Annotated in this window: 28 protein-coding genes; 13 read left to right on the top strand and 15 right to left on the bottom strand. The window is 66.0% G+C overall.

Annotated features, from left to right (window positions below; genetic code table 11):
* Nucleotides 1–12 precede the first annotated feature (12 nt).
* The 3 genes from M2352_RS01845 to M2352_RS01835 all read right to left on the bottom strand — a co-directional run bounded on the left by M2352_RS01845 (nucleotide 13) and on the right by M2352_RS01835 (nucleotide 4,243).
* Complete coding sequence (locus M2352_RS01845; protein WP_264662811.1) at nucleotides 13–480, bottom strand: hypothetical protein; 468 nt, start codon at nucleotides 478–480, stop codon at nucleotides 13–15.
* Between the two features lie 30 nt (nucleotides 481–510).
* A complete protein-coding gene (locus M2352_RS01840) occupies nucleotides 511–2,481 on the bottom strand; it encodes a hypothetical protein (RefSeq protein ID WP_264662810.1) in 1,971 nt (656 codons plus the stop codon).
* A 118-nt stretch (nucleotides 2,482–2,599) separates the two neighbouring features.
* The gene (locus M2352_RS01835) at nucleotides 2,600–4,243 is read right to left on the bottom strand and encodes a 3-(methylthio)propionyl-CoA ligase (protein ID WP_319802011.1); all 1,644 of its coding nucleotides are present in this window, start codon (nucleotides 4,241–4,243) and stop codon (nucleotides 2,600–2,602) included.
* Nucleotides 4,244–4,396: 153 nt separating this feature from the next.
* On the opposite strand from M2352_RS01835, the gene M2352_RS01830 reads away from it, so the two are divergent.
* Nucleotides 4,397–4,915 carry a hypothetical protein gene (locus M2352_RS01830; protein WP_264662809.1) on the top strand — a complete coding sequence of 173 codons (519 nt, stop codon included), beginning with the start codon at nucleotides 4,397–4,399 and terminating at the stop codon, nucleotides 4,913–4,915.
* A 95-nt stretch (nucleotides 4,916–5,010) separates the two neighbouring features.
* Nucleotides 5,011–5,442: a hypothetical protein gene (locus M2352_RS01825; protein WP_264662808.1), complete on the top strand. Its 432-nt coding sequence runs from the start codon at nucleotides 5,011–5,013 to the stop codon at nucleotides 5,440–5,442.
* Nucleotides 5,443–5,448: 6 nt separating this feature from the next.
* Here M2352_RS01825 and recQ read toward each other — a convergent pair whose 3' ends face one another.
* The 3 genes from recQ to M2352_RS01810 all read right to left on the bottom strand — a co-directional run bounded on the left by recQ (nucleotide 5,449) and on the right by M2352_RS01810 (nucleotide 9,040).
* Nucleotides 5,449–7,341, bottom strand: coding sequence for a DNA helicase RecQ (gene recQ, locus M2352_RS01820; protein ID WP_406567222.1), 1,893 nt, complete (start codon nucleotides 7,339–7,341; stop codon nucleotides 5,449–5,451).
* Nucleotides 7,342–7,472: 131 nt separating this feature from the next.
* Nucleotides 7,473–8,855, bottom strand: a complete 1,383-nt coding sequence (locus M2352_RS01815) for a cell envelope integrity protein CreD (protein ID WP_264662807.1) — start codon at nucleotides 8,853–8,855, stop codon at nucleotides 7,473–7,475.
* A complete protein-coding gene (locus M2352_RS01810; RefSeq protein ID WP_264662806.1) occupies nucleotides 8,852–9,040 on the bottom strand; it encodes a hypothetical protein in 189 nt (62 codons plus the stop codon). The genes M2352_RS01815 and M2352_RS01810 overlap by 4 nt, the downstream gene beginning before the upstream one ends.
* A gap of 159 nt (nucleotides 9,041–9,199) precedes the next feature.
* Between M2352_RS01810 and M2352_RS01805 the strand changes: the two genes are divergently transcribed.
* Together M2352_RS01805 and M2352_RS01800 are read left to right on the top strand one after the other, a co-directional pair.
* Nucleotides 9,200–9,904: a response regulator transcription factor gene (locus M2352_RS01805; RefSeq protein ID WP_264662805.1), complete on the top strand. Its 705-nt coding sequence runs from the start codon at nucleotides 9,200–9,202 to the stop codon at nucleotides 9,902–9,904.
* Complete coding sequence (locus M2352_RS01800; RefSeq protein ID WP_264662804.1) at nucleotides 9,901–11,520, top strand: sensor histidine kinase; 1,620 nt, start codon at nucleotides 9,901–9,903, stop codon at nucleotides 11,518–11,520. Before M2352_RS01805 ends, M2352_RS01800 begins: the two co-directional genes overlap by 4 nt.
* A gap of 3 nt (nucleotides 11,521–11,523) precedes the next feature.
* Here the strand turns inward: M2352_RS01800 and M2352_RS01795 are convergent, their stop codons facing one another.
* The 6 genes from M2352_RS01795 to carB all read right to left on the bottom strand — a co-directional run bounded on the left by M2352_RS01795 (nucleotide 11,524) and on the right by carB (nucleotide 18,785).
* Entirely contained in the window at nucleotides 11,524–11,952 is a 429-nt protein-coding gene (locus tag M2352_RS01795; RefSeq protein WP_264662803.1) for a hypothetical protein, read from the bottom strand.
* An 81-nt stretch (nucleotides 11,953–12,033) separates the two neighbouring features.
* A complete protein-coding gene (locus M2352_RS01790; protein WP_264662802.1) occupies nucleotides 12,034–12,432 on the bottom strand; it encodes a hypothetical protein in 399 nt (132 codons plus the stop codon).
* A gap of 353 nt (nucleotides 12,433–12,785) precedes the next feature.
* Nucleotides 12,786–13,862, bottom strand: coding sequence for an IS5 family transposase (locus tag M2352_RS01785; protein ID WP_264662801.1), 1,077 nt, complete (start codon nucleotides 13,860–13,862; stop codon nucleotides 12,786–12,788).
* Between the two features lie 39 nt (nucleotides 13,863–13,901).
* Nucleotides 13,902–14,768 carry a helix-turn-helix domain-containing protein gene (locus M2352_RS01780; RefSeq protein WP_264662800.1) on the bottom strand — a complete coding sequence of 289 codons (867 nt, stop codon included), beginning with the start codon at nucleotides 14,766–14,768 and terminating at the stop codon, nucleotides 13,902–13,904.
* Nucleotides 14,769–14,981: 213 nt separating this feature from the next.
* Nucleotides 14,982–15,455, bottom strand: a complete 474-nt coding sequence (gene greA, locus M2352_RS01775) for a transcription elongation factor GreA (protein ID WP_264662799.1) — start codon at nucleotides 15,453–15,455, stop codon at nucleotides 14,982–14,984.
* Nucleotides 15,456–15,533: 78 nt separating this feature from the next.
* Entirely contained in the window at nucleotides 15,534–18,785 is a 3,252-nt protein-coding gene (gene carB / locus M2352_RS01770) for a carbamoyl-phosphate synthase large subunit (RefSeq protein ID WP_264662798.1), read from the bottom strand.
* Between the two features lie 302 nt (nucleotides 18,786–19,087).
* Between carB and M2352_RS01765 the strand changes: the two genes are divergently transcribed.
* Both M2352_RS01765 and M2352_RS01760 read left to right on the top strand, forming a co-directional pair.
* Nucleotides 19,088–20,128 carry a sensor histidine kinase gene (locus M2352_RS01765; RefSeq protein WP_264662797.1) on the top strand — a complete coding sequence of 347 codons (1,041 nt, stop codon included), beginning with the start codon at nucleotides 19,088–19,090 and terminating at the stop codon, nucleotides 20,126–20,128.
* Nucleotides 20,129–20,247: 119 nt separating this feature from the next.
* Nucleotides 20,248–21,057, top strand: coding sequence for a PAS domain-containing protein (locus tag M2352_RS01760; RefSeq protein WP_264662796.1), 810 nt, complete (start codon nucleotides 20,248–20,250; stop codon nucleotides 21,055–21,057).
* An 18-nt stretch (nucleotides 21,058–21,075) separates the two neighbouring features.
* On the opposite strand, the gene M2352_RS01755 is transcribed toward M2352_RS01760, so the two are convergent.
* A complete protein-coding gene (locus tag M2352_RS01755) occupies nucleotides 21,076–21,426 on the bottom strand; it encodes a hypothetical protein (protein ID WP_264662795.1) in 351 nt (116 codons plus the stop codon).
* A 130-nt stretch (nucleotides 21,427–21,556) separates the two neighbouring features.
* Here M2352_RS01755 and M2352_RS01750 point away from each other — a divergent pair, with 130 nt between their 5' ends.
* From M2352_RS01750 to M2352_RS01730, 5 genes are all read left to right on the top strand, one after another.
* Nucleotides 21,557–22,171, top strand: a complete 615-nt coding sequence (locus M2352_RS01750; RefSeq protein ID WP_264662794.1) for a glutathione S-transferase — start codon at nucleotides 21,557–21,559, stop codon at nucleotides 22,169–22,171.
* A 98-nt stretch (nucleotides 22,172–22,269) separates the two neighbouring features.
* Nucleotides 22,270–23,115 (top strand): tyrosine-type recombinase/integrase, encoded by an 846-nt coding sequence (locus M2352_RS01745; protein ID WP_264662793.1) that lies wholly within the window; start codon nucleotides 22,270–22,272, stop codon nucleotides 23,113–23,115.
* A 232-nt stretch (nucleotides 23,116–23,347) separates the two neighbouring features.
* A complete protein-coding gene (locus M2352_RS01740) occupies nucleotides 23,348–23,725 on the top strand; it encodes a type II toxin-antitoxin system RelE/ParE family toxin (RefSeq protein ID WP_264662792.1) in 378 nt (125 codons plus the stop codon).
* Nucleotides 23,726–23,727: 2 nt separating this feature from the next.
* Complete coding sequence (locus tag M2352_RS01735) at nucleotides 23,728–24,045, top strand: helix-turn-helix domain-containing protein (RefSeq protein ID WP_264662791.1); 318 nt, start codon at nucleotides 23,728–23,730, stop codon at nucleotides 24,043–24,045.
* A 65-nt stretch (nucleotides 24,046–24,110) separates the two neighbouring features.
* A complete protein-coding gene (locus tag M2352_RS01730) occupies nucleotides 24,111–24,398 on the top strand; it encodes a hypothetical protein (protein ID WP_264662790.1) in 288 nt (95 codons plus the stop codon).
* Here the strand turns inward: M2352_RS01730 and M2352_RS01725 are convergent.
* The gene (locus M2352_RS01725) at nucleotides 24,368–24,805 is read right to left on the bottom strand and encodes a terminase small subunit-like protein (RefSeq protein WP_264662789.1); all 438 of its coding nucleotides are present in this window, start codon (nucleotides 24,803–24,805) and stop codon (nucleotides 24,368–24,370) included. The genes M2352_RS01730 and M2352_RS01725 overlap by 31 nt on opposite strands.
* Entirely contained in the window at nucleotides 24,805–25,365 is a 561-nt protein-coding gene (locus M2352_RS01720; RefSeq protein ID WP_264662788.1) for a hypothetical protein, read from the bottom strand. Before M2352_RS01720 ends, M2352_RS01725 begins: the two co-directional genes overlap by 1 nt.
* Before the next feature lie 136 nt (nucleotides 25,366–25,501).
* Here M2352_RS01720 and M2352_RS01715 point away from each other — a divergent pair, with 136 nt between their 5' ends.
* Both M2352_RS01715 and M2352_RS01710 read left to right on the top strand, forming a co-directional pair.
* Nucleotides 25,502–26,038: a hypothetical protein gene (locus M2352_RS01715; RefSeq protein ID WP_264662787.1), complete on the top strand. Its 537-nt coding sequence runs from the start codon at nucleotides 25,502–25,504 to the stop codon at nucleotides 26,036–26,038.
* Nucleotides 26,038–26,571, top strand: a complete 534-nt coding sequence (locus M2352_RS01710) for a hypothetical protein (RefSeq protein ID WP_264662786.1) — start codon at nucleotides 26,038–26,040, stop codon at nucleotides 26,569–26,571. The genes M2352_RS01715 and M2352_RS01710 overlap by 1 nt, the downstream gene beginning before the upstream one ends.
* Nucleotides 26,572–26,583: the final 12 nt, after the last annotated feature.

Raw genomic sequence — 26,583 nt, 5'->3', positions numbered from 1 at the left:
AACAGGAAGAATTTAAAGAAATTTAATTTTGATATTCGTCAGTGGCGTCACCAGAAGTCTGTAATTTTCCCCGTGAGGCTCGATCATTTTTCTGTCAATAAGAAATTGTATGCCATCCATGACGACTTTGTAGTCTTTGATGTATTCATGAAGTTTCTTTTTTGATAATATCCGGTCAAATCCTTTCATCTCAAAAACGTCCAACACCTCGCCGGCGCTGTCAGGGACAAGCTTGAAGTGACGGGGGGACAGGAGGGCCAGCGTTATCACGGATAGGAACGTGATGAAAGCAGGGCTGTCTCTTATGGTGTCGGGAACACCTGAATACCCCATCCACAGCGATAATACTTCTATAAAAGAAGATTTTTTCGGGGTCGAAACAAGATGGGAGTGAAGAGCGCCTCCTGTCGGGAGGTCGTGGCGGATCTTTTTTTCGAGAATGTCGGGTAAGCTCTCCTCAGAAGAGCCGATCCACTCCACAGAATAATTTATCATTGCGATACGACCTTCTTATTCGAAGAAATCATTAAAGGATCGGCCGAAAATTGATTTAAATCCCATGCCCACGCTATCGTCGCTAGAGCAGTCGGCGATGGCGGATGGGGTGCTGCTGAGGGGGATCATCCCATGCTTGCTGCAGCAATAAAGAGCAACGGCGTGGCCGTTCTCATCAGCGTGATCGTCTTGGCCGTCATCGATAGTCGGATTGTTCCATTGATAGAAAATGAGCGCCTTTTTAATAGTGTCGGGCAAAAGGCGAAGAAATGTATATTCACCATGAGACATGGGTGGCGCTGACTTGAATGGTTTCACCATAACATTTTCTTGCATGTACGTAAAAAAATACCCGAAAGTATCGGCGACAAATGATTGAGATGCTATGGATCTCAATATTATTTCTTCTTGATAAAAATCAGGGAAATTTTTTACATAATCATTTGCAACCGCGTCAGCGATCTCATTTTCCCCGTTTCGGGGAAGTATGCCCTTCATGCTGGGGGCTAGCCGTGTGTAGATCTGCTCCAGGACGCATGCGATGATTTTTGCCAATCGAAGATTGACGTCAATAGCGGTTTCTTTTTCTGGTCCCAGAGATTTTTTTCTTTGCAGAGGATCGAAAGCGGCATTCACATTCTGGTGATGCCTCGCCTCGATTTCCTCCTGCTCGCGTTCATCCTCATAGCCGGCTGACTCCTCATAGGAGCCGAAGATCCGTTGGCCGAAAAGATTGTGCTTTGGAAACACGCCTTGGTGGGGAGGGGCGCCGTAGGATTCCCGCAGCCATTGATATCCCTCCTCCCCTTCGGCCCAATCCTTTCCTGTCCCGCTGCACGTGCCGCAATGGGGGTCTACGTGGGAAAAAAGCCCGTCGCCGTTGCAGCGGCGGCAATAATGATAATACCAAATTCTGTCATCATGGGCCGAGGGGGGCTGCGACGACTCGGTTTTGGTTTTTCGGACATAGGACAGGCTGTCTCTCGGGGCATCCGCAGGCACGATCCCGGATTCGGCAATACGCTTGAGAAGCTTGGTGACGATGGCGGCGTCGAAATCTTCTTTTTTCGTGCTCGTGAAAAGCTTGGGAGCAAAAAAACGGCTCACCGAACCTTTGCTTTCAAGGTGAGTGTTTCTCTGTATTTCTTCAGACGCGTTCTCGAAGTCGGCGGAAAATTTCACCAAAAAATTAAATATATCAACGGGATGAGGGTAGAATTGCTCCATGACCGAGCCGGGGCTGTCATTGATGTCACCATACCGTAGTGCAGCGCTGACCAGCAGAACAAACACGGTTGATTCGCGCCCGCCATGCTTCAAGAACTCCGTCCAAGCTTTCGTGTAGATTGGCTTATCTGGCAGGGGGAGTTCATCCAGAAAACCGCCTACGGAGCGTGATGCAACAAAAGCCTGCCCTTCAATGAGGTGTAATATACCTAAATTGTTATCTCTTTCTGCAATGGCTTCAAGAACGATTTCGCAATTTCCTGAAATTAATGCACCAATTCGTGATCCATCACGTGAGTCCATAGAATGAAGTATGTCGAGAAAGCTCCCCTCAAGCTGCCAGCGGCCATCATTTCGAGCGTGTGAAAAAAATAAAAGAAGCTCCCATTTTTCTATAGACTGAATAGCATCAACCAATGTGAAAACAGATTTGTAGCAATGCTTTTGTATTCCATGGATGGCTTCGTGGGTCCACAATTCGAAAATAGAAAAGCACTCTCTTAATTCTGGATGTTTTTTGATTATATCTGGGATAAATAAAAGCGTGTCTCCGTATTTCGAAAGCGATCCCTCTATTTTTTCAAATAAAATCTTATATTTATCAAGAAAATTTTCTGATAATCCAGGTATTGATATGGTTGAGTCGCTTAACGATATTGATCCGATCATTCCAGCTTCACAGGATCCTTGAAGGAATCCGGCGGAGAATATTTTTGCATATTTACCATGTAATTTTATCGCCTTATTGATATCGTCCATAATTGCCTCTTTTGATCAAAAGCTTTTTGCAATCATATTATGAATGACGGGTGTTGGCAATGTGCCATGCTTGATGGAAGGGCGCGGGTGCTTTCCTCACCCGGCCCTTCCCGTGCCTTTATGCTTCCGTGGGTTGGTAGTCCTTGAACATCGTGCGGATCTTGGCCTTCAACAGCTTGCCCGTGGCGGTGTGGGGCAGGTCGTCCACGATCACCACATCGTCGGGGATGCACCATTTGGCGGCCTTGCCCTCGTAATGGGCGCGCACGGCCTCGCGGGTCAGGGTCTGGCCTTCCTTCAGCACCACCACCAGCAGCGGGCGTTCACCCCATTTGGGGTCGGTGCGGGCCACCACCGCCGCTTCGCGCACCGCGGGGTGGGCCACGGCGATGTTCTCCAGGTCGATGGAGCTGATCCACTCGCCGCCCGACTTGATGACGTCCTTGGTGCGGTCCACGATCTGGATGTAGCCGTCGGCGTCCATGGTCACCACGTCGCCGGTTTCGAACCAGCCGGGCACCGCCTCGTGCGCCGGGCTGGATTCCACCCCGAAATAGGACGCGCACACCCACGGCCCCCGCACCAGAAGCCGGCCATAGCTGGTGCCGTCGGCGGGCACCGGGTTGTCGTCGGCGTCCACGATCAGGAATTCCACCCCGAACAGCGGGCGGCCCTGCTTGGCCTCCATCGCCAGCCGTTCGGCGGGCGGCAGGGCGTCGTGCTTGGGTTTGGGCACGTTGGCGAGGCCCAGCGGGCTGGTTTCGGTCATGCCCCAGGCGTGGCGCACCTCGGCCCCGTGGGCACGGAACTGCTCGATCATCACCGGCGGGCAGGCCGATCCGCCGATCACCACCCGTTTCAGCGGCGCCAGCGACTTGCCGTTCTGCTCCGCCCAGTTCAGCAGCGCCATCCACACGGTGGGCACGCCCGCGGTGGCGGTGATGCCCTCGGCTTCGATCAGTTCGTGCAGGCTGGCGCCGTCCATCTTCGCTCCCGGCAGCACCAGCTTCGCCCCCACCATGGGTGCTGCATAGGGAAAGCCCCAGGCGTTGACGTGGAACATGGGCACCACCGGCATCGACACGTCGCGGGCCGACAGGGCGAACACGTCGGGCAGGCACACCGCCATGGCGTGCAGGATGCACGAGCGGTGGCTGTACAGCACCCCCTTCGGATGCCCCGTGGTGCCGGAGGTGTAGCAGAGGCTGGCCGCCGTGTTCTCGTCGAACGTGGGCCAGTCGAACACGGCGGGCTGTTCCGCCAGCAGTGTTTCGTAGCACAGCAGGCCGGAGAGCGTGTCCGACGCCGGCATGTGATCGGCGTCGGTCATCACCACGATGGCGCGCACGCCGGCCAACTGGCCGGCCAGCCCCTCCAGCAGCGGCACGAAGGTCAGGTCGGTGAACAGCACCGCGTCCTGCGCGTGGTTGATGATATAGGCGATCTGGTCGGGGAACAGGCGCGGGTTGACGGTGTGGCACACCATCCCCGACCCCGACACGCCGTAATAGACCTCCATATGCCGCTGGGTGTTCCAGGCCAGCGTTCCCACCCGGTCGCCGGGCTGCAGCCCGAGTGCCGCCAGGGCGTTGGCCAGCCGCTGGGCGCGCGCCCACACCTCGGCATAGGTGCTGCGGTGGATCGGCCCTTCCACCGTGCGGGTCACCACCTCCACATCGCCGTGATAGTGGGCGGCGTGGCGCAGCGCCGAAGTCACCAGCAGCGGCATCGACATCATCAGGCCGGGCAACAAACCGGACATGCGTTTCACTCCCCTTGAGCTTTGATGGCGCTTTGGTTGCGCCGTTGCGCGCATTTCATCATGACGCATACGTCACGTCAAAGCGCCAAAAGTCAGGGGGCGTGATCGCCGCACCGACCCATTGTCGGTGTGCGCCGCAGCATGATAGATTTGATGAACGGATTGCTGAGAGGGGTGACGGATATGGCCGCCGGTGTGCTGGACGAGGATCTGATCGACTTCGGTCCCTTGGCCGAAGAGGTCAACGCCATCCTGCAACAGGGGGTTCTGGCCTATTTCGAGGACCGCCCCGCCGCCGACGGCCTGTTCCGCCGGGCGCTGGCGATGGCGCCGGACCAATTGCCGGTCTATTTCTGCCTGTACAAGATCCACACCTATCAGCGCAACCTGGACGCGGCGCTGGACGCCGCCCACGGCGGGCTGGCGGAGGCGGCGCGGCAATGCGGCCTGCCCGCCGACTGGCGGTCGTGGACGCCGGCGATGCAGGACTGGACCGGCACCCCGGCGGCCCGCTTCGCGCTCTATACGTTGAAGGCGCTGGCCTTCATCCGCCTGCGCCGGAACGAAAACGATCTGGCGGGCGAGGCCTTGGCCCACCTGAAGCGCCTGGACCCCGACGATCTGGTCGGCGGCGCCGTGGTGCGCGACATCGCCGCGGGCGTGGCGGCGTAGGCGGGGCTGCGGCTTTTGGTTGTCTTTACGAGGTCGGAGCGGGCGGTTATTCCAGGCAGATCGCTGCATCACGATCTTTGCCTGGGCCGAAAAGCATGACGTTGCTTCTTTTTCTCCACATTGTCGGTGTATCCGTGTGGCTCGGCTGCATTCTGGTGGAGGCTGTGTACGAGCATTCCATCGATACCAGCCCGGCCATGCGCCGTTTCGTGTCGGCCCTGCACTGGACCACCGACAGGTGGATCGAGATCCCGGCCTTCCTGGGCGTTCTCGTAACCGGCGGGCTGATGGCGGCCCATGTGCCGGTCACCCCGCTGCTGGCGGTGAAGATCGGGTTCGGCCTGCTGGCCATTTCCGCCAACGCGGTGTGCGTGGGGCTGGTGCTCCGCCGCCTGCGCCATGCCGAAACCGGCGATTTCGCCGCCTGGGCGGCGGTGGACCACCTCCAGCACAAGATCGGCGCCGTGGTCCTGCTGGCGCTGCTGGCGGCGCTGGGCATCGGCGGCTATCTGTTCGCGGCGGGGTAAGCCCCCTCACGCATACTTGTGAATGACCTCAAGGAACGAGTCGGCGTAGAGGTCCAGCTTGCGCGTGCCCACGCCGGCCAGGCGGGCGAAGTCGCGGCGGTCCAGCGGGCGTTCCTCCACCATCGCCAGCAGCGTGCTGTCGTGGAAGATGACATAGGGTGGCACCCCCTGGTCGCGGGCCAGTTCCAGCCGGCAGGCGCGCAGCGCGTGCCACAGCGCGTCGTCCGCCGGGTCCAGGCCGCTGGGGCTGCGCGACGGGCCGGCGGACGGGCCGCCGCGCTTGGCGGTCCCGCGGCGCAGCGCGTCGGTGGTGCGGCGCTTCTTCGCCTCGGGGTCGCGGCGCAGGCGCACGGTCTGCTGGCCCTTGGCCACCGGCACCCCGGCATCGGTCAGGCGGAAGCCGCCGTACCCCTCCAGATCCACGGTCAGATAGCCGCCGGCCACCAGCTGGCGGAACACCGACTGCCATTCCCCCTTGGACAGATCCTTGCCGACGCCGAAGGTCTTCAGCGTGTCGTGGCCCTGCTGCACCACCTTGTCGGTGGCCTTGCCCAGCAGCACGTCGATCAGGTGGCCGGCGCCATAGCGCTGGCCGGTGCGGTAGACGGCGGCCAGCGCCTTTTGCGCCGCCACCGTGCCGTCCCAGGTCTCCACCGGCTCCTGGCAGGTGTCGCAGTTGCCGCACGGCTCGGGCATCCGCTCGCCGAAATAGTTCAGCAGCACCTGCCGGCGGCAGGCGGCGGTTTCGCAGAAGCCCAGCATGGCTTCCAGCTTGCCGCGCTCGACCCGGCGGTGGGCGTCGCCAGCCTCCGACTGCTCCAGCATCTGGCGCAGCACCACCACGTCGGACATGCCGTAGCTCATCCAGGCGTTGGCCGGCAGCCCGTCGCGCCCGGCGCGCCCGGTTTCCTGGTAATAGGCCTCCAGGCTCTTGGGCAGGTCCAGGTGCGCCACGAAGCGCACGTTGGGCTTGTCGATGCCCATGCCAAACGCGACGGTCGCCACCATCACCAGACCTTCGCTCTTGATGAAGCGGTCCTGGTTGGCCTCCCGCACCTCCGCCGGCAGACCGGCGTGATAGGGCAGGGCCTCGCGCCCATGGGCGTTCAGCCACTCCGCCACCTCTTCCACCTTGGCCCGCGACAGGCAATAGACGATGCCCGCGTCCTCCTCGTGGTTGTCCGTGAGGAAGGCCAGAAGCTGCTGGCGCTCGTTGTTCTTGGGCACCACGCGGTAGGTGATGTTGGGCCGGTCGAACGACGAGATGAACACCCGCGCATCGCCCAAATTCAGCTTTTCGGCGATTTCCGCGCGGGTCTGGGCGTCGGCGGTGGCGGTCAGCGCGATGCGGGGAACGGCGGGGAAGCGTTCGTGCAGAATCGAAAGCTGGAGATATTCAGGCCGGAAATCATGGCCCCACTGGCTGACGCAATGGGCCTCGTCCAGCGCGAACAGGGCGATGGGCGTGCGCTCCAGCAATTCCAGAAAGCGCGGGGTGACCAGCCGTTCCGGCGCCACATAGACCAGATCCAGCTCGCCGTTGGCGACCGCCCGTTCCACCGCGCGGGATTCCGACAGCGAGAGGGAGGAGTTGAGGAACGCCGCCCGCACCCCCAACTGCCTGAGCGCCGTCACCTGATCGCGCATCAGCGCGATGAGCGGCGACACCACCACCGTCACGCCCTCGCGTACCAGGGCCGGCACCTGATAGCACAGTGATTTGCCCCCGCCCGTTGGCATCAGCACCAGCGCGTCGCCGCCGCCGATGACGTGGCCGATGATCTCGGCCTGCTGCCCGCGGAAGCGGTCGTAGCCGAACACGCTGCGCAGCACGTCCAGCGCCGGATCGTCCGTGGCGGGAGAGGGGGAGCGGGATGAGGAGGAGAACAGAGAAAACACGCTTCGATGCCAGCCGTTGGTCGGTTCACTGCCGGGCCGTTACCGGACCCATTCATGTGGCACAGAACCGCCGTGGGGGGAACCGTCTTGTGCGCGTCCCCCCGTATGCGTGGATCGGATGTGACCGTTTCTCAGCCCGGCGGCGTGCGGCCCAGACAGCGCTGGGTCACCGCCATCAGCGCCGACAGCACCAGGAACAGCACCACCGCCCCGGTTTGCAGCGCGTGGGTTTCCATGGACGGCAGGATGAACAGCAGCGCGAACACCCCGGCCAGCATGGCGGTGAACACCGCCGTCAGCCCCGCCCGCCGGGTGACCGACAGGGTGTAGAGCCCCGCCTGCGCCAGCACCGCCGCCGCGCTGAGCAGAAAGGCGATGCCGTACCCCGTCACGTCCGCCGCCGCCAGCAGCAGCAGCGGGAACAGCACCAGCGATGCGGTCAGCAGCGTGTATTGCAGCTCGTGGATGCGCACCCGCGCCAGGATCTCGAACAGCAGATAGGCCGCCATCCCCAGCCCGACGAACAGCAGGGCGTATTTCGACGTGCGCTCCACCTTGCGGTAATCGGGCACGTCCACCACCAGCCGGGCGCCGTACGCGGGGCCGCTCAGGCAGGGGGCGGGGCGGAAAAGCTCCTCCCGGACCAGCCTCGGCCCTTCGTCGGTGCCGGCGGCCTCGCCGTCCGGGGCGGCGGCCCAGCGGGTGGACCATTCCGCCGTGGTGCCGTCGTCGGTGCGGGTCACCGTGTCGGGGGACCGCGTGCCGGTGAAGCCCAGGGAGTGCCACGGGGATGTCACCCGCACCGTCCCCTGCGCCGCCCCGAACGCCACCGACACCGTGTCCGACCCGCGGAAGCTGACGTGGGTGCGGAAGCTGTGGGGCGTGCCGTCCGCCGGGGTGGTCAGGGCCAGCGGGCTGATGATGGTGGCCGCGTTCGGGCACGCGCTTGGCGTTTCGCGCTTCGCCTCGGTCCTCATGGGCCGCCAGGGCAGAGGCCGTCCGTCCCACACCACGGGGGCGGCTTTGATGCCGTCGTCACGGCGCTGGGCGTGGATCGCCAGGAACGCCTCGTCCCAATGGATGGCCGCCACCCCCTCGGCGGGGGAATGCAGGATGGTGTCGGGGTCGATGGTGAAGGTGCCGGTGATCTCCGCCTCCGCCGTGTAGACCACCGAGGAGAAGACGCCGGAGCGTTTTTCCTGCGGCTTCAGCGTGACGTCCATGGCCACGTTGCCCGCATCGACGCGGATGTGGCTGGACGTGCCGTTGGTCAGCCGGACGGGGACGTACAGGCGGGGCACCGACAGCCCCTGGCTGCCGCCCCATTTGCCGGCGATGCTCTGGCGCGCCTCCTCCTGATAACTGGTCCGTTCCCGCGCGATGTCGGTGACCATCTCGCTGGCGATGGCGGCGCCGGCCAGCAGGCACCCCAGCCACAGCGCCTTCTTCCATCCCAGCAGGGACGGGGCGGGGGGCCGGGGCGTGGCGGGCATGGGGGCATCGGGGGGGCTCATCGCGTGCCCTCCAGCCCTGAACGGCGCAGCAGGCGGCTGAGCCGCGCGTCCAGCCAGCGGCGCCACAGGGTGGATTCGGCGGCGGATACGCCGTAGCGCCGCGCGGTGGCGGGGTCCAGCGCGGCGCGGGTGGTGAACAGCACCGTCGGGCGCGGGCGGGGCCGTGGGGTGGGGCTCGCTGTCATGGGTGGAACTCCGGGTCGGGATCGTCTGAGGCCCATCCTGGGCCGCCGCGGTGCCGCCGCGATGGCGGGGCGGTGCAGGCGGCGGGGAAAGTCTGTGCAGAAATGGTGCAGGGCTTCGGCTACACTGCCGCCCCGCTGTCCGGTTGCGGTGCTTCCCCCATGGCTTCCATCCTGCTGATCGACGACGACGCCCACATCCGCGACATCGTGCGCTTCGCCCTGACGCGCGAGGGGTTTGCGGTGGTGGAGGCCGGCGACGGGCGCCAGGGGCTGGAGATGGCCCAGACCACCGCCCCCGACCTCATCCTGCTGGACATCATGATGCCGGAGATGGACGGGACCGAGGTGTGCCGCCGCCTGCGCCGCGACGGGCGGGTGCCGATCATCTTCCTGTCGTCGCGCGACGACGAGATCGACCGGGTGCTGGGGCTGGAACTGGGCGGCGACGATTACGTGACCAAGCCCTTTTCCCCCCGCGAACTGGTGGCGCGGGTCAAGGCGGTGCTGCGCCGCGCGGCCCCGCCCGATCCGCCGCCCGCTGCCGTCCCATCCCCGCTGCCGCCCGCCGAGATCCGCCACAACCGGCTGCGGCTGGACCTGGACGGCTTCCGTGCCTTTTGGGACACGGCGGAGGTGGTGCTGACCGTTACCGAATTCGCCCTGCTGCGCACCCTGGCCGAGCGGCCCGGCCGGGTGATGACACGGGATGCGCTGATGGACGGGGCCTACGCCCTGAACCACTATGTCAGCGACCGCACGGTGGACAGCCACATCCGCCGGGTGCGCGCCAAGTTCCACGCCGCCGGCGGCACCCCGGTGGAGACGGTCCACGGCCTGGGTTACAAGCTGTCGGAGTGCCGGTGAGGCCGGAGCGCCGCGGCTGGCGCCCCTCCATCGGGTCGGCGCTGCTGGCGCTGGCGGTGGCGGCCCTGCTGGTGCCTTTGAGCGGGCTGTGGGTGCTGCGGCTCTATGAAAGCGCGCTGATCCGCCAGACGGAATCGGAACTGATCGCGCAGTCGGCGGTGATCGCCGCCGTCTATCGCACCGGCTGGCTGGCCGCGGGCGGCCGGCTGGACGGCAGCGAGCGGGCCGCCGGCGACAGCACCCTGCATCCCCCCGGCTTCGACGGCCCGTGGACGCCCCGCTTCGCCGCCCTGGATCTGGCCGCCGACCCCATCCTGCCGCCACCGCCCGACCCGCTGCCGGCCCCGGCTCCGGCGGACCCGGTGTCGGTGCAGGCCGGAGCGGCGCTGGGCGGCGTGCTGAGGGAGGCGCAACGGACCACGCTCGCCGGCATGCGGGTGCTGGACCGCACCGGCGTGGTGGTGGCCGCCACCGGCGAGGCCACGGCCCCCGTCTCCATGGTCCATCAGGAAGAAGTGGCCCGCGCCCTGGCGGGGGAGGCGGTGAGCGTGCTGCGCCTGCGGGCCAAGGGGCCGGCGGTATCGGGCCTTGCCGCCGTCTTCGACCGTCCCAGCGCCCTGCGTGTCTTCGTCGCCACCCCCGTGCTGGAAGAGGGGCGGGTGATCGGCGCCGTGCTGCTGTCGCGCACCCCGCGCGCCCTGGCGGAAACCCTGTACGGCAAGCGCTGGCATCTGGCCGGGCTGGCGGCGGTGGTGCTGGGGGCGGTGGGGGGGCTGGCGGCGCTGGGGGCCGCGGCCATCGCCCGGCCCCTGCGCGCCGTCACCCGCCGCGCCATCGCCATCGCCGAGGGGGCGCGGGAAACCCTCACCCCCCCGCCCCCCACCCTGATCCCCCCGGTGCGGGAGGTGGACGATCTGTCCCACGCCCTGGCCCGCATGGCGGTGACGCTGGAACGGCGGGCCGACTACATCCGCGATTTCGCCGCCCATGTGTCCCACGAGTTCAAGACGCCGCTGGCCTCCATCAGCGGCACGGTGGAACTGCTGCGCGACCATCTGGACGGCATGACGGCGGACGAGCGTGAACGGTTCCTGTCCAATCTGGACGCCGACGCCCGCCGCCTGTCCCATCTGGTGCGCCGTCTGCTGGATCTGGCCCGCGCCGACGTGATGACCGGCGGACCGGGGGAGGCCGCCACCGACCCGGCCCCGCTGCTGGCCCGGCTGGCCGGGCGGTACGGTGCGCCGGGCATGGGGGTGACGGTGGACTGCGCCCCCGGCCTGACCCTGCCCATGGGGGCGGAGGCGCTGGAAACCATTCTGGTCAATCTGTTCGACAACGCCCGCCAGCACGCCGGCCCATGTCCGCACGTCACCGTCACCCTGCGGCGGGAGGGGGAGGAGGCGGTGCTGACGGTGACCGACGACGGCCCCGGCGTGTCGCCTGCCAACGCCGCCCGTCTGTTCGACCCGTTCTTCACGACTGCGCGGGCCAGCGGCGGCACCGGGCTTGGGCTGTCCATCGTGCGCAGTCTGGCGGCGGCTCATGGCGGCACGGCGGCGGCGGTGCCGTCCACCGGCGGGGGCGTGTTCGTGGTGCGGGTGCCGGTGGGGTGAGCGTTATGGTGTGGGGGACAGGTTTTTGAGGAGGCCGGCTATGACCTCGCTCACCACGCGCTGCCGCAGCACCCGTTGGTTCTGGATGTCGGCGTCGTCATCGTCGCCGTCGATCTCGAACCGGGCGGTGGCGACGGGGCCTTCGCGGCGGTAGCCGTCATCCGGGTTTGGATCGCAAAAGCGTTTCGACAGGATCGCCAGCGCTGTGCGGATGGTGTCGGCGTGCTTCCCGGTCAAAGCCTGCTGAAAGGCGGCACGTGCACCGTCCAGGCCGCCATCGCCGTGTTCCAGGCAGTAAACGAGGTCGTGAGCGTCCTTCCCTTCACGGCGATGATCGAACGCAAACGCTTTCAGGCAGGTGAACGACACTATGTTTGCGAACGGGATGGTTTCGGTTGCGCGTCCCCTTTGCCCGAGAAGCTCGGCGGTCACCTCTCGTTTGTCGTGAAGATCGAAGACGAGCGATGCGTGCGGAATGTTGACGGCGGAGATGTTGCCGTCGGTCGGCAGTTCCTACAGCGCTCCGCCCTTCAAAGCCGGGTCGTCGGCCAGGAACTCCAGAATGACCGAGATCCCCTGTTCGGTCCTGGCCTTCCAGCGCCAATTGACCTTGATGCCCTTGTGGTTTTCCGCCCGCTCGAACCCCATGCGTTTGATGTTGTCCTCAAGCGTCCGGTAGGCTTCGGTATCGGCGAGAACGGCAAGATCCACGACCACATCAATATCGCCGGTGCCGGCATGGGCCGGGACCGCCGGTGGCCGGGCCGCCACCAGATAGCGTGGCGTCAAGCCGCCCACGAGGAACACGGACTCGCGCCATGGCCCGAGACCACTGAAAAGCGTGACCAGCACCCGTTCGCATTCATAGGTGACCGTGGGATCGTAGCCGGTGAGGAACTGTGGCTTGGTCATCACGTCTCCAACGTCTCGGCACGCAGATGCTCTGCCAACTCCTTGGCGCGGCCACCCGCGTGCAGCAGGTCCAGGTAGGTTTGCAGCGGATCGGCGACCCACAGGCCGTCGATGCTTTGACGAAACCGCAGCGTATCGCCCGGCTTCGCCTCGTGAACACCGAGATTCCAGCCTTCTTTTACGGGCCGTGCGCCGATGCCCTCTAGCAGGGCGCGGAAAAACGGACCGATGCGGTGGCATTGTCTCCGCTGAAGCTTGGAAATGGTGTTTTCGGGGCCTGTTTTGGTCTGGATGGCGCCTTTTTCCGCGCCCTCAGGCTCCTGGAGCCGCCATTCAGGCGGACTCCGGGATGATTATGCCGTTGTCAGCAGCTTGGGCAGACGGATCAGGTTATAGGCGGCGGCAGTCAGCGTGAACATCCAACCGACGCGGGCGGTGCCGCGGTGACGGGTCTTGCGCAGCCCCGCCCCCTTGATCCAGCCGAAGACCTCCTCGATCCGCTTGCGGATGCGCAAGGACACGGCATAGCCGGGGTGACGGGTGGTCCGGCCATCAATGGCTGAGCGGCGGTTGCTGGTGTTCTGGGCAACGTGCGGGGTGGCGCCCAGGCGGCGCATGTTCGCCACGAAATCCTTGGTGTCGTAAGCCTTGTCGGCGCCCAGCGTGATGCGGTGGCAGCCGGAGATGGCCTCGACCATCGACACCGCCGCCTCGCGTTCGGCCAAGCCCGTAGCCGCCGTCAGCCGGACATCCACCACCAGAGCATGGCGGTTCTCCATCAGCGCGTGGCCCATGAAGGCCAGCTTCGCCGGCTGCCCGTTGCCCTTGCGGTAGAGACGCGCCTCGGGATCGGTTGTGGAGGCATGCGTTTCGTTGGACCGTTTCTCACCGTGAAAGTCGCGCTCGCCGTTGCGGCCCGGCCCCGGCGGCTCACCGCTGCCATCTTTGGGCCGGAAGCTCTTCACGCTGGCCCACGCCTCGATCAGCGTGCCGTCCACCGAGAAGTGCTCGTCCGACAGCAGCGCCTTGACCCGCGGCTGATCCAGCACGGTGGCCAGGAACGTGGCCGCCACATCCCCCGCCAGCAAACGCTCACGGTTCTTGGTGAAGACCGTCACGTCCCACACCGGGGCGTCCATCGACAGCCCGACGAACCAGCGGAACAGCAGGTTGTAATCAAGCTGCTCCATCAACTGGCGTTCCGAGCGCACCGAGTAGAAGGCCTGGAGCAGCAGCGCCCGCAGCAGCTTCTCCGGTGCGATCGACGGCCGCCCGATCTTCGAGTACAGACCCTCGAAGGCTGGCGACATCACCTCCAGCGCTTCATCCACGATGGCCCGGATCGCCCGCAACGGGTGGTTGGCCGGAACCCGAGCCTCACAGCTCACGTAGCTGAACAGACCCTCGCTGCGTTCGTCCGAACCCCGCATCGCCCCCTCGCCGGCCTCATTCTCTACGAAATGAGAGAATCACGACCGGCCAGCCGGGCATAGCCTTTTTCCGCGCCCTGCTAGCACCGCCTGCATTCCCTGGCCCGCGGGAATCCGGCAAAAGACCTGTGAAACGCTGGATAGGTAGGGAGTGTGAATCTGTCCGGCAGAGATCCCGGCCAGTTCATAAGGAACATTTTCGATCCCGCACGCCCGATTGATCCGGCGCTGCAGGTCCGCCGGCGTGGCCGTACGGATATAATAGTGGCGCACAGTCTTCGATTTGACCGATCCCTGATAGGCCGCCCAGCCGTCGAGCAGAGCGCGTGGGTCGGTCAGGCGGCGTTCTTTCGATGGACCGGCCCCCCGCGCCTCGACCCATGTCCGCCGCTCCAGCGCCGTCAGGGTTTCCGAGGCGGTAGCGGGCGACACGCCGGCCCGCGCGGCGATGTCATGGACGCCGAACCATTCCCGTCCGGTGAGCCATACGGCGTGCAAAACCTGGGCACGCTGGCCAGTGAACAGGTTGTTCAGCGTGCGGGATTGTGTTTTCAACGCCGGCCTGTCGATCCGCAGGTAAAGCCCCTTGGCCGCCAGGAACAGGCTTCCACTGGCATCGAAATAGCCGACCCGTTCGGCGCGGAGGGCATCGCGGGCACCGGGCGACAGCGTTTCTGCCACGACGACGGGAATGGTGTCATGGGGGGAGGCATCGCTCTGGGTGGAGAAATACTTGAGTTTCCAGGCTATTTCGCGAGCATCGCGGGGGAAAATTGACCGCTTGACCGCAATGGCAAGCCGATAGGGTGTGCTATCCACGCTCAGGGTGATGACGGCATCCTGATACGCATCACGGGTCTGCGCAGACGTTACGACAACGGGAGCCTTGTCCGTGATCTCGCCCAAGGCTGTGGCCAACCCCTGGATGAGTGCGTCGCTTGTTCGGTTTTCCATGCTTATTTGCTGCGCAGTGAATAAGCCGTTTATACCGCATATTCGGTAAAAAATCCATATTCACTGCACAGTGAATATCCCCCAAACCCCGAACAAAAAGAAACCGCCGCGTCCCGTTGGGGGAGGCGGCGGTATGGGATAACGCGTTTGGCGTGGGAGGAGGTCTTAGCGGAAGACCACCTTGACGACTTCGTACAGTTTGGAGCCGCCGGGGGTGGCCACTTCCACGCTGTCGCCGACCGACTTGCCGATCAGGGCGCGGGCCAGCGGCGACTGGATCGACAGGAAGCCGTTCTTGATGTCGCTCTCGTCCTGGCCGACGATCTGATAGGTGGACTCCTCGTCCGTATCCTCGTCGGCCAGTGTGATGGTGGCGCCGAACTTCACGGTGTCGCCGGACAGCTTGGCGGGGTCGATCACCTCCGCCCGGCTGATCTTGTCCTCAAGCTCCAGAACACGGCCTTCGATGAAGCTCTGACGCTCGCGGGCCGCATGATATTCGGCATTTTCCGACAGATCGCCATGCTCGCGGGCTTCCGCAATCGCTTTGATCACGTTCGGCCGCTCGACGGTCTTCAGGTTCTTCAATTCCTCCTGGAGGCGGTTGAAACCCGCCGCAGTCATAGGGACTTTTTCCATGGTCTGCCCATCACCAAGCCAAAGCTGCGCGTAAGAAAGTTACGGCGCGGTGGAAGGCCGCCGCGCCGTCTCACGTTCTTAGTACGATCCGCTAAGGTACGACTGCAACGGCGCAACTTCAAGGCTGCCGTTCTTCAGTGCGGCAATTGACTCCACCGCCGCCCGCGCACCGGCCACCGTGGTGTAGTACGGAATGTTGTACGTCAGCGCCGTGCGGCGCAGGCTGAAGCTGTCCGCCAGCGCCTGGGCGCCTTCGGTGGTGTTGAACACAAGCTGGACGTCGCCGTTGATCATGGCGTCCACGATGTGGGGCTGACCCTCCACCACCTTGTTCACCGTCTCCACCGGCAGGCCCTTGTCCTTCAGGAACCGCGCCGTGCCGCTGGTGGCCAGCAGGCGGAAGCCCATGTCGGCCAGCTTCTGTGCCGCCGGGAACAGGTTGGCCTTGTCGCGGTCCTTCACCGAGATGAACACGGTGCCTTCCAGCGGCAGGGTGACGCCGGCCCCCAGCTGCGCCTTGGCGAAGGCCAGCGCGAAGGTGCGGTCCAGACCCATCACCTCGCCGGTGGACTTCATTTCCGGCCCCAGCAGGGTATCGACGCCGGGGAAGCGGGCGAAGGGGAACACGGCCTCCTTCACCGCGGTGTGCGGCGGGGTCGGGCCGTTGAGCTTGAAGTCGCTCAGCTTCTCACCCGCCATCACGCGGGCGGCGATCTTGGCGATGGCGGTGCCGGTGGCCTTGGCGACGAACGGCACGGTGCGCGACGCCCGCGGGTTCACCTCAAGGATGTAAACCACGCCGTCCTTGACCGCGAACTGCACGTTCATCAGCCCGACCACGTGCAGCGCCCGGGCCAGCGCCTCGCCCTGGCGGTTGATCTCGGCGATCACGTCGGCGGGCAGGGAATAGGGCGGCAGGGCGCAGGCCGAATCGCCGGAATGGATGCCGGCCTCCTCGATGTGCTCCATCACGCCGGCCACATAGACGCCGCCGGCGGAATCCGCCACCACGTCCACGTCCACCTCGATGGCGTCCTGGAGGTAGCTGTCGATCAGCACCGGGTTCTTGCCCGACACCTTCACCGCCGTGGCGATGTAGCGGCGCAGGCCCGCCATGTCGTGGACGATCTCCATCGCCCGACCGCCCAGCACATAGGACGGTCGGATCACGACGGGGAAGCCCACCAGGGCGGCGACCGCCTCGGCCTCTTCCAGCGAACGGGCCAGCCCGTTGGCCGGCTGTTTCAGGCCCAGGTGGTGCAGCAGCTTCTGGAACCGCTCGCGGTCCTCGGCCAGGTCGATGGCGTCGGGCGAGGTGCCCAGGATCGGGATGCCGGCCTTTTCCAGGCTGTCGGCCAGCTTCAGCGGGGTCTGGCCGCCGAACTGCACGATGCAGCCCAGCAGGGTGCCGCGGCTCTGTTCCACCCGCACCAGTTCCACCACGTCCTCCGCCGTCAGCGGCTCGAAATAGAGCCGGTCGGCGGTGTCGTAGTCGGTGGAGACGGTTTCGGGGTTGCAGTTGACCATGATCGCCTCGATCCCGGCTTCCTGCAGGGCGTAGACGGCATGGACGCAGCAGTAATCGAACTCGATGCCCTGGCCGATGCGGTTGGGACCGCCGCCCAGGATCACCACCTTGCGCCGGTCGCTGGGGTCGGACTCGCACTCGGCCTGACCGCTGCCGTCGGTTTCATAGGTGGAATACATGTAGGGCGTGCGCGAGGCGAACTCGGCGGCACAGGTGTCGATGCGCTTGAACACCGGCTTGACCCCGGCGGCACGGCGGGCCTCGGCCACCGCACCCTCCGTCGTGCCGGCCAGCTCGGCCAGACGGGCATCGCTCATGCCCATCTGCTTCAGCGCCAGCCAGCCCTTGACGTCGGTGGGCAGGCCGTTGGCGCGCACGCCGGCTTCCGTATCGACGATGGCCTTGATCTGCTCCAGGAACCAGGGATCGTACTTGGACGCCTGCTGCACGTCGGCGACCGAGAAGCCGTGGCGGAACGCCTGGGCGATCACCAGCAGACGGTCGGGCGTGGGCTTGGCCAGCGCGCCGCGGATGGCGGCGGGATCGGGGTTGTCCAGTCCGCCGATCGCCAGCTCGTTGAAGCCGGTCAGGCCGGTTTCCATGGAGCGCAGCGCCTTCTGCACCGATTCGGCGAAGGTGCGGCCGATGGACATCGCCTCGCCCACCGACTTCATCGAGGTGGTGAGCAGCGGTTCCGCACCGGGGAACTTCTCGAACGTGAAGCGGGGCATCTTCGTGACCACATAGTCGATGGTCGGTTCGAAGCTGGCCGGGGTCACGCCGGTGATGTCGTTGTCCAGCTCGTCCAGCGTGTAGCCGATGGCGAGCTTGGCGGCGATCTTGGCGATGGGGAAGCCGGTGGCCTTGGACGCCAGCGCCGAGGAGCGGCTGACGCGCGGGTTCATCTCGATGACGATCAGGCGGCCGTTCTCGGGGTTGACGGCGAACTGCACGTTCGACCCGCCGGTTTCCACCCCGATCTCGCGCAACACCGCGATCGAGGCGTTGCGCATGATCTGGTATTCTTTGTCGGTCAGCGTCAGGGCCGGGGCCACGGTGATGCTGTCGCCGGTGTGCACGCCCATCGGGTCGATGTTTTCGATGGAGCAGATGATGATGCAGTTGTCCGCCTTGTCGCGGACCACTTCCATCTCGTACTCCTTCCAGCCCAGCACCGATTCCTCGATCAGCACCTCGCCGACCGGGGAGGCGCGCAGGCCGCCGCGCACGATGTCCTCGAACTCCTGCCGGTTATAGGCGATGCCGCCGCCGGTGCCGGCCAGCGTGAAGCTGGGGCGGATGATGGCGGGCAGGCCCACGAACGACAGCGCGTCCATGGCCTCGTCCAGCGTGCGGATCAGGCGCGAGCGCGGGCTTTCCAGCCCGATCTTGTCCATGGCGTCGCGGAAGAGGATGCGGTCCTCGGCCTTGGCGATGACGTCGCGCTTGGCGCCGATCATCTCGATGCCCAGCCGTTCCAGCGTGCCGTCGTCCGACAGCGCCATGGCGGTGTTCAGCGCCGTCTGGCCGCCCATGGTGGGCAGCAGCGCGTCGGGGCGTTCCTTTTCCAGGATCTTGGCGACCACCGCGGGCGTGATCGGCTCCACATAGGTGGCGTCGGCCAGGCCGGGGTCGGTCATGATGGTGGCGGGGTTGGAGTTGACCAGGATCACCCGGTAGCCTTCTTCCCGCAGCGCCTTGCACGCCTGGACGCCCGAATAATCGAATTCGCAGGCCTGGCCGATGACGATCGGCCCCGCGCCGATGATGCAGATGGACTTGATGTCTGTGCGCTTGGGCATGGCGGCTCGCTTGATCGGACGTTTGGTCAGCAGAAAAGCCCCTTCCGCCGGTGGGCGGGAAGAGGCGGCATGTCGTTGCGAGCGCCCTTTATAGGGGCTTCACCGCCGGGGGGGAAGGGCGTTGCTGCCGCTCCATGCCCACATTCTGCGCAACCCCGCCCGGCGTCCGGGCGGGGTGGTCCCGTCACGGGGCGGCACGGAATGGTGATTCCGTTCGGTGGGATGACGGAAGGCGGGGGTGGCAGGCGAAACAAAGGATGTTAGGCTGAGACCGCGCTTAACCATTAGGGAAGTCTGATTCGATGGCGGCTGTCCGGCCCACGTGGCGGGGGTCCATCTGGCAGGCGATCACCCGCTTTTCCCTGCTGGAGAGCGGGGCCGGGGCGCGGTACGGGCTGGCGGTGGCGCTGTCGGGGGCATCGCTGGCGTTGCGGCTCGCCGTGGACGAGATGATGCCGCCGGGCTTTCCCTATGTGACCTTTTTTCCGGCGGTGATCCTCACGGCCTTCGTCGCCGGGGTGGGGCCGGGCATCCTGGCGGCGGTGCTGTGCGGGCTGGCGGCGTGGTATTTCTTCATTCCGCCGGTCTTCGTTTTCACCATCAACCGCCCCACGCTGCTGGCCCAGGGCTTCTATATCGCGGTGGTGGCGGTGGACATCGCGCTGATCCACGCCATGCAGGTGGCCATGCGCCGCCTGTCCGCCGAACGCGCACGGACCGCGGCCCTGCTGGACCGTCAGACCACCATGTTCCATGAGCTGCAGCACCGGGTGGCCAACAACATGCAGTTCGTCTCGGCCCTGTTATCGTTGCAGCGGCGCTCCATCGGCACCACGCCGGAATCGGCGGCGGAAGCCTTGGCCGAGGCGGGGCGGCGGCTGGAAACCATGGCGCAGGTTCACCGCCGCCTGCACGATCCCCAGGCCGGCGACGATTTCGCCGGTCATGTGGACGCGCTGTGCCGCGACCTGCTGCGCGCCGCGGGGGTGGAGGGGGTGACCTGCGTGGTGTCGGTGTCGGCGGCCCCGGCGTCCCCCGAACGGCTGCTGGCCCTGGCGCTGCTGATCGTGGAGACCCTGACCAACAGCCTGAAGCACGCCTTTGCCGATGGGCGCGGCGGCACGGTGCGCATCGGTCTGCACCCGCAGCCCGGCGGGCCCGGCCGCCTGCGGCTGGAGGTGACCGACGACGGGTGCGGGCTGCCCGCGGGATTCGAGGCCGGTGCCGCGGGCGGGCTGGGCTGGACCATCATCCGCAATCTGGCCGGGCAATTGGGCGGGCGGCTGGACATCGGCCATGCGGACGGCGGCGGCACCCGGATCGTGCTGGATTTTTCCGCCTGATGCCGTCCAGGGGGTGAGGGGCCCGGGGCGACGATGGCGCTTGCACCCGGCGGTGGGGAACGGCATCAATGGGGTTTCCCTTAACGGGATTTCCCCTCGACCCCAAACGCGGGCCATGAATGACGCACGCCTTCGCCAAAGACAGCCATTCCTGTGCCGTGTGCGTTTCCTGGGGCGGTGAACGCCGGGTGTCGGGCGACAACACGCTGGTGCATGTGGAGCGCTACAGCGTCTCCGGCGAATGCCGTGCGGCGGTCAGCCAGGATTACCACAAGGCCACCCGGTCCTATCACACCTGCCCGGTGTGGTCGCCGCTGCCCATGCTGAAGGCCCACGGCGCGCGGCCCCAGCGACAGCCCATCACCTCCATGCCGACCCCGGCGGCGGCGGTGAAGGCGGCGCCTGTGCGTCCGGCCCCCGCCGCGGCGGTTCCCCAGCCGGCCCCGGTGGCGCCGCCCGTTCCGGCGGTGGACCCGCTGCTGTGCCGCTCGACCCCGCTGGACATCGAGCAGATCCCCCCGGCGGCCCGCGTGCTCTATTCCTACTGGCACCGGCTGAAGAAGCAGCGCGCCATGCCCGCGGCGCACGAGATCGACACCGCGCAACTGCGCGATTGCGTGGCGCGGCTGTCGCTGATGGCCCCGGACGGGGACGATTTCGTCTACCGCTCGTGCGGCAAGGCGGTGCAGAAGCGGCTGACCGTGCGGGCGGTGTGCCGGCGGGTGCGCGACCTGCACCCGGACGAGGCGGCGGAGCGCTGGCTGGCCGATCTGCGCGCCTGCTTCACCGAAGGGGTGGTGAAGAGCCATCTGGTGCGCAACGACCCGCTGCTGCCCAACAACCGTTATGTGGAAGTGCTGCTGCCCTTGGCGGACGCCCGCGGCAACACGGTTTTCGTCCTGGCCTACCGCCACCTGCCGGGGGGATGATCCGCGCCCGCGCGTCTCTCAGCGGGCCGCGGTCTGGGCGGCGATGGTCTCGATCTTGCGGTTCAGTTCGGCGTGATTGTCGTTCATCACCTGAACCATGTTGGCGATGGCGTGCAGCAGCGTCTGTTCCATGGAATCCTGCCGCGTCTCGATCCGGTCCAGACGGGTGTCGATCTGATCCAGCCTTTGCTCCACGCGGTCGAGTCTCTCTTCCACCCGGTCCAGCCGCTGCTCTACCCGGTCCATCCGTTCTTCCAGGCGGTCGAAGCGGGCACCGTTGCGCTGATCCATGGCATCGATCTTGGTGACGATCAACGTCAGGGTGGATGTGGTGGCCGCGGCGTCGGCATAACGTTTCTGGTGGTTCATCCGGCCCCGGTGGCGTGCGGTGGAGACGTTTTCAGCATACCATGGAAGCCGATGCGGGGAAACCCATGCGGGAAGAACCCATGCCGCACGTCGTGCCCCGCGCGTGTGATTCAGCAAGGAGAAAGCGGCGATGCGGTTGATCGGCATGATGGACTCGCCCTATGTGCGGCGGGTGGCGGTGTCGTTGAAGATGATGGGTGTGGATTTCGCCCACGATCAGCTCTCGGTGTTCCGTCATTTCGACGCCTTCGCCGCCATCAACCCGGTGGTGAAGGCGCCGACGCTGGTGACCGGCGCCGGGGTGGTGCTGATGGATTCCACCCTGATCCTGGAGCATGTGGAACGTCTGGCCCCGCCGGACCGCCGCCTGACACCGGAGGATCTGGCCGTCCATGCCCGTTCGCAGCACCTGATCGGGCTGGCCCTGGCCGCGTGCGAGAAAGCGGTGCAGATCGTCTATGAACGCGAGCTGCGCCCGGAAGACAAGCGGCACCAGCCGTGGGTCGAGCGGGTGACGGGCCAGTTGGCCGCGGCCACCGGCCTTTTGGAAGAGGCGGTGGGGGCCGGCGGTGGCTGGTTGACCGGGGAGCGCCCGATGCAGGCGGACGTGACGGTGGCGGTGGTGTGGCGTTTCATCCAGCACGCGCTGGCCGACGTGGTTCCGGCGGCCCGTTTTCCGGCCCTGTCCGCCTTCTCCGCCCGCGCCGAGGCGCTGCCGGAATTCGCGTCGTCGCCGCTGGAGTGATCCAAAAATGGAAAGGCCCCGGAAGGTGTTCCCTTCCAGGGCCTTACGATGGTGCTGCCTGTCAGACTCGAACTGACGACCTGCTGATTACGAAGCGGTTGCTGGACCGCCACGCGGTTCCGGTCTGGGGCGCACGGGCGGTGGGCGACGTCACCCGCCGCGACGTGAATCTGCTGCTGGACGAGGTGGTGGACGGCGGCGCCCCCGTGGTCGCCAACCGCCTGTTGGCCGCGGTGCGCAAGATGTTCAATTGGGCCGCGTCCAAGGACTACGTGGCCGCCAATCCCTGCGCCGGCATCATGCCGCCGTCCGCCGAGGACAGCCGCGACCGGGTGCTGGGCGACGACGAACTGCGCCGGGTGTGGGAGGCCGCGTCCGCGTTGGGGGAACTGTTCGGGCCGCTGGTCCGGCTGCTGATCCTGACCGGCCAGCGCCGGGATGAGGTGGCCGGGATGCGCTGGTCCGAGCTCGACCTTGACGCCGGACTGTGGACCATCCCGAAGGAGCGGGCCAAGAACGGCAAAGCCCACGCCGTTCCGCTCTCCGTTGCCGCGGTGGCGGTACTGGCGGTCCTTCCCCGGCTGGAGATGGACGACGGGACGCCGAGCGACTTCGTGTTCACCACCACCGGAACCACGCCGGTGTCCGGCTTCTCCAAGGCCAAGGAGCGGCTGGACCTGCTGGCCGGGGTGGAGGGGTGGCGCTTCCACGACATCCGCCGCACCGTCACCACCGGCCTTGCCCGCATGGGCATCGCGCCCCAGGTGGCCGACCGCATCCTCAACCACGTCCAGGGCACCATCCGCGGCGTGGCCGCGGTCTACAACCGGCATGACTATCTGGACGAGAGCCGCGCCGCCCTGGACGCATGGGCGCAGCGGCTGGACCGGATCGTCAACGGCACCCCGGCCAATGTGGTGGACCTGCGCCACGCCGTCGCGTGACGGTCGGGCCGGGGCATCAGGGTGGGGAGGCTGCGCACGCGCGCGTATTGGTTCGAGCCGAGACAACATCAAACCCCGCAACTCTCTTTCCCGCCCCGCCCTTGACCCGTGACGCGCCTCTCACGCCTTCTTTCTACCGGCCTCCCCAGAACCGCATCCACGGCCATCCTGCGGCCTTCTCGCATTTTCCATCCGCCCTTGCTGAAACGTACCAATATTGATACGATCCATCATGACGAACCCACCCGTCCAGCCGATGAAGAAGATCAACGCCGTGTTCTTCCGCACGGCAGCGGGAGGCGAGCCGGTGCGCGATTGGCTCAAGGCCATGTCCGCCGAGGATCGGAAGATCATCGGGGACGACATCCGCACGGCGGAATTCGGCTGGCCTGTCGGGATGCCCATCTGCCGCCCGATGGGGCAGGGGCTGTTCGAGGTGCGTTCGTCGTTGCCGGGGGGCCGGATCGGGCGGGTGTTCTTCTATGTCGATGCGGCGGGGAACATGGTCCTGCTGCACGCGATCATCAAGAAATCCCAGAAAACGCCCGCCGCAGACCTGGAGCTTGCCCGCCGGAACAAGGCCACCCACGAAGCCGCATGGAGGCGCTGACGATGACCGAAACCAACCCGCACACCGGGGGAAGCTTCGATGACTTCCTGGCCGAGGAGGGACGCCTGGACGAAGCGACGGACCAAGCCGTCAAGCGCGTCATCGCGTGGCAACTGTCCGAAGCGATGCAGAACGCTGGCCTGACCAAGACGGCCATGGCCGAGCGCATGGGCACCAGCCGCGCCCAGCTTCAGCGGCTTCTCGATCCCGCCAGCGATGCCGTCACCCTGGACACGCTGAAGAAGGCTGCCGCCGCGCTGGGCAAACGCGTCCGCATCGAGTTCGTGGACATCCCCGATACCGGCCATTCCCCGCGCTGACCCCACGTGCGTTTACGCCGTCCCCGACTTTCCGTCAGGTTCCCGTCATCATCATGGAGGGAATCATGAACCTGTCGTCCATCGACAAGACCCATGCCGAGCTCCTGGCGCTCCGGCTGCTGGTCTCGGCACTGCTGCATGATGCCGCCGCCCGCAAGCACGATCCCCGCGCGTGGTTGGCTGAAGGTCTGGACAAGTGCGACGCAGCCTTGGCCGCCTACACCACCCCGCGCTCGGGGGATGCCGAAACCGACATGGCTATCCGCGAACGGGCGATGAGCGCCGTGCAGATCCTGATCGGCGGTGTGCTCCCCACCCCTATTCAGTCACCTGGCCCGGGCAAGGAGGGCTGACCGTCACCTGGCAGCGCCATCCCGTCCGGTGGCGGGACCGCCGCCGTCAGGTCGATGATGTAGCCGGCCACCTTCACGTCGGCATCGACCGTCACGTCCACCTTGTCCCCATACTGCTTGGGCAGGATCTTCGACGCCGCCCACTTCGCCGCGTCCAGCCGAACCCGCAGCGTGTGCGGATCGACGCTGCCCTGCCCGGCCTCGGTGGCGATGTCGATCACCGTGTCCGCCAGCGCGTGGGCCTGGGCTTCGCGGGCGGCGGCATAGCGGTTCCGGAGGCCGTGTTCGTTCGCCTTCACCCGCCGCAGGAACCACGAATGCGTGACGCCTTCCTCCCGGCAGGCCGCCCGCAGGCTGGTCCCCTCGGACATGGCGTCCAGGATCCGTTCGATGCGTTCGTCTTCCATCACGACACCTCCTTCACGGCGTGCGCGTCGTTGGCCGGTGCCGCCAGCGGCGGGCGGGACGGGGGCACCGATCCCCCCAGGTACTCGGCGTAGGCCGCGGCGCGGGCGGTGATGTCGGCGGGACTGCCCCCGGCTTCGGTGGCCAGCCGCAGGGCTTCCAGGCGGATCGTGAAGACGTCCATGGCGGGATCAAGGCTCCGGTTGTGCAGATAGGTCACGGGGCGGGGGCGGCGGTGGCGCCCGTGGCGGGCCGGGGCGGACAGCGCACCCGAGCCGCGCGGCCGCCGTGGGCCGGCGGGGTGGATGAGGACGACGAACCCGTCAGCGTAGAGCGCCCGGCACACCTCGTCCACGGCCTGCCATCCGGCCATCCGCCCCTGCGGCGCGTCGGGGGAGGCCATCTTCGCGAAGTAGCCGTCCTGTACCCCGGACAGATCGTCCACCTGCCAGTTGGCCAGCCTCACCTCGCGCTTGCGCTGCACCAGCCCGGCCATGACCTGCCGGTACAGCAGCGGCGTCTCCACCAGCCTCTCCGGTCTGTGTTCCTGCCTCTGCGTCATGGGCTGTCCCATTGGGCTTAAGATCATAAATTGTGTTACTTATACCCATAAATCGTCGTTATGTCTCCGGTGCGGTGGCGGTTCCGGAGGAAAAGCTTATCGCTGTTTTGGTTTCCACTATGGAGGTCATCGTTTAATGGGCATGGAAGCCGCCATTGCGCTGGCGGCGGTCAGCACCGCCGCGGGCGCTTACAGCAGCATTCAGCAGGGTCAGGCCCAGAGCGCCGCCTTGAAGGCGCAGGCCGAAGCGCAGCGCCGCCAGGAAGAGGCGCAGCGCACCGCCGCTCTCCAGCGCGAGGCGCAGCGGCGCGAAGAATTGCTGTCGCAGCAATCCACCGTCGATGCCTTGCGCGCGGGCCGCGGTCTGTCCGGCGACAGCCCCACCGCCTTGCGCATCCGCCAGGACGTGACCGGCGACGCCATGGACGCCATGCGAGTCGAAAGGCTCAACATCCTGAACGGCGCGGACAGCAGCCGCATGAGCGCCGAACAGAGCGATGCCGCCGCGTCCACCGCACTCACCACCGGCTACCTCAGGGCCGGCACGTCGCTGCTGGACTTCGGCGCCAAGGCGTTCGCGCCCACCAGTCTGGCGAACAGCGACCCTGGTTTCCAGGGCACCTGGAAGGGCAGGGCCGTCTCCTATTTTCCCAACAGCGGGAGCAAATTCTGATGGCCGGCACCGGATTGCCCATCAAGGACCTACAGCCCGTCACCACCCAGCCGGCTCCGATCCCGTCCAACCCCGTGCCGGCGGCGGAGGCGGAGAAATGGGCCGCCGTCGCCAGGATCGGGGACCAGATCGGCGCCTTCGCCGACAAGATCCAGGCGGGCCTCGACGCCCGGGAAAAGGCCCGGCTGGAAACCGACGCCGAGAACACCGTCACCGACCTGATGGCCCGGCACCCCAACGACCCCGGAGCGTTCCGCCAGGGTCTGGAGGCCGCCCGCAACGGCGTGCTGGGCACGGTCAGTCTGCGGTACGGGGACGTGGCCCGCAACGCCTATGACGCGGCGGGCGCCAGGGGGTACCGCACGGTGGTGCGGGCTTCCGTGGAGCAGGCCCGCAAGACCACTGCCGACGCGTTGGATGCCCGCGCCGACCGGCTGACGGCCCAGGTGATGGGGTTCGCCGCCGCCGGCAACACCGCCGACATGGCCCAGGCCCTGGACAGTTACGCCCGGCTGACCGACGAGACGGTGTAAGCATCCGCTGAG

Source organism: Azospirillum fermentarium (genome assembly GCF_025961205.1).
GTDB lineage: Bacteria > Pseudomonadota > Alphaproteobacteria > Azospirillales > Azospirillaceae > Azospirillum > Azospirillum fermentarium.
This window is presented reverse-complemented; position numbering and strand designations above follow the sequence as displayed.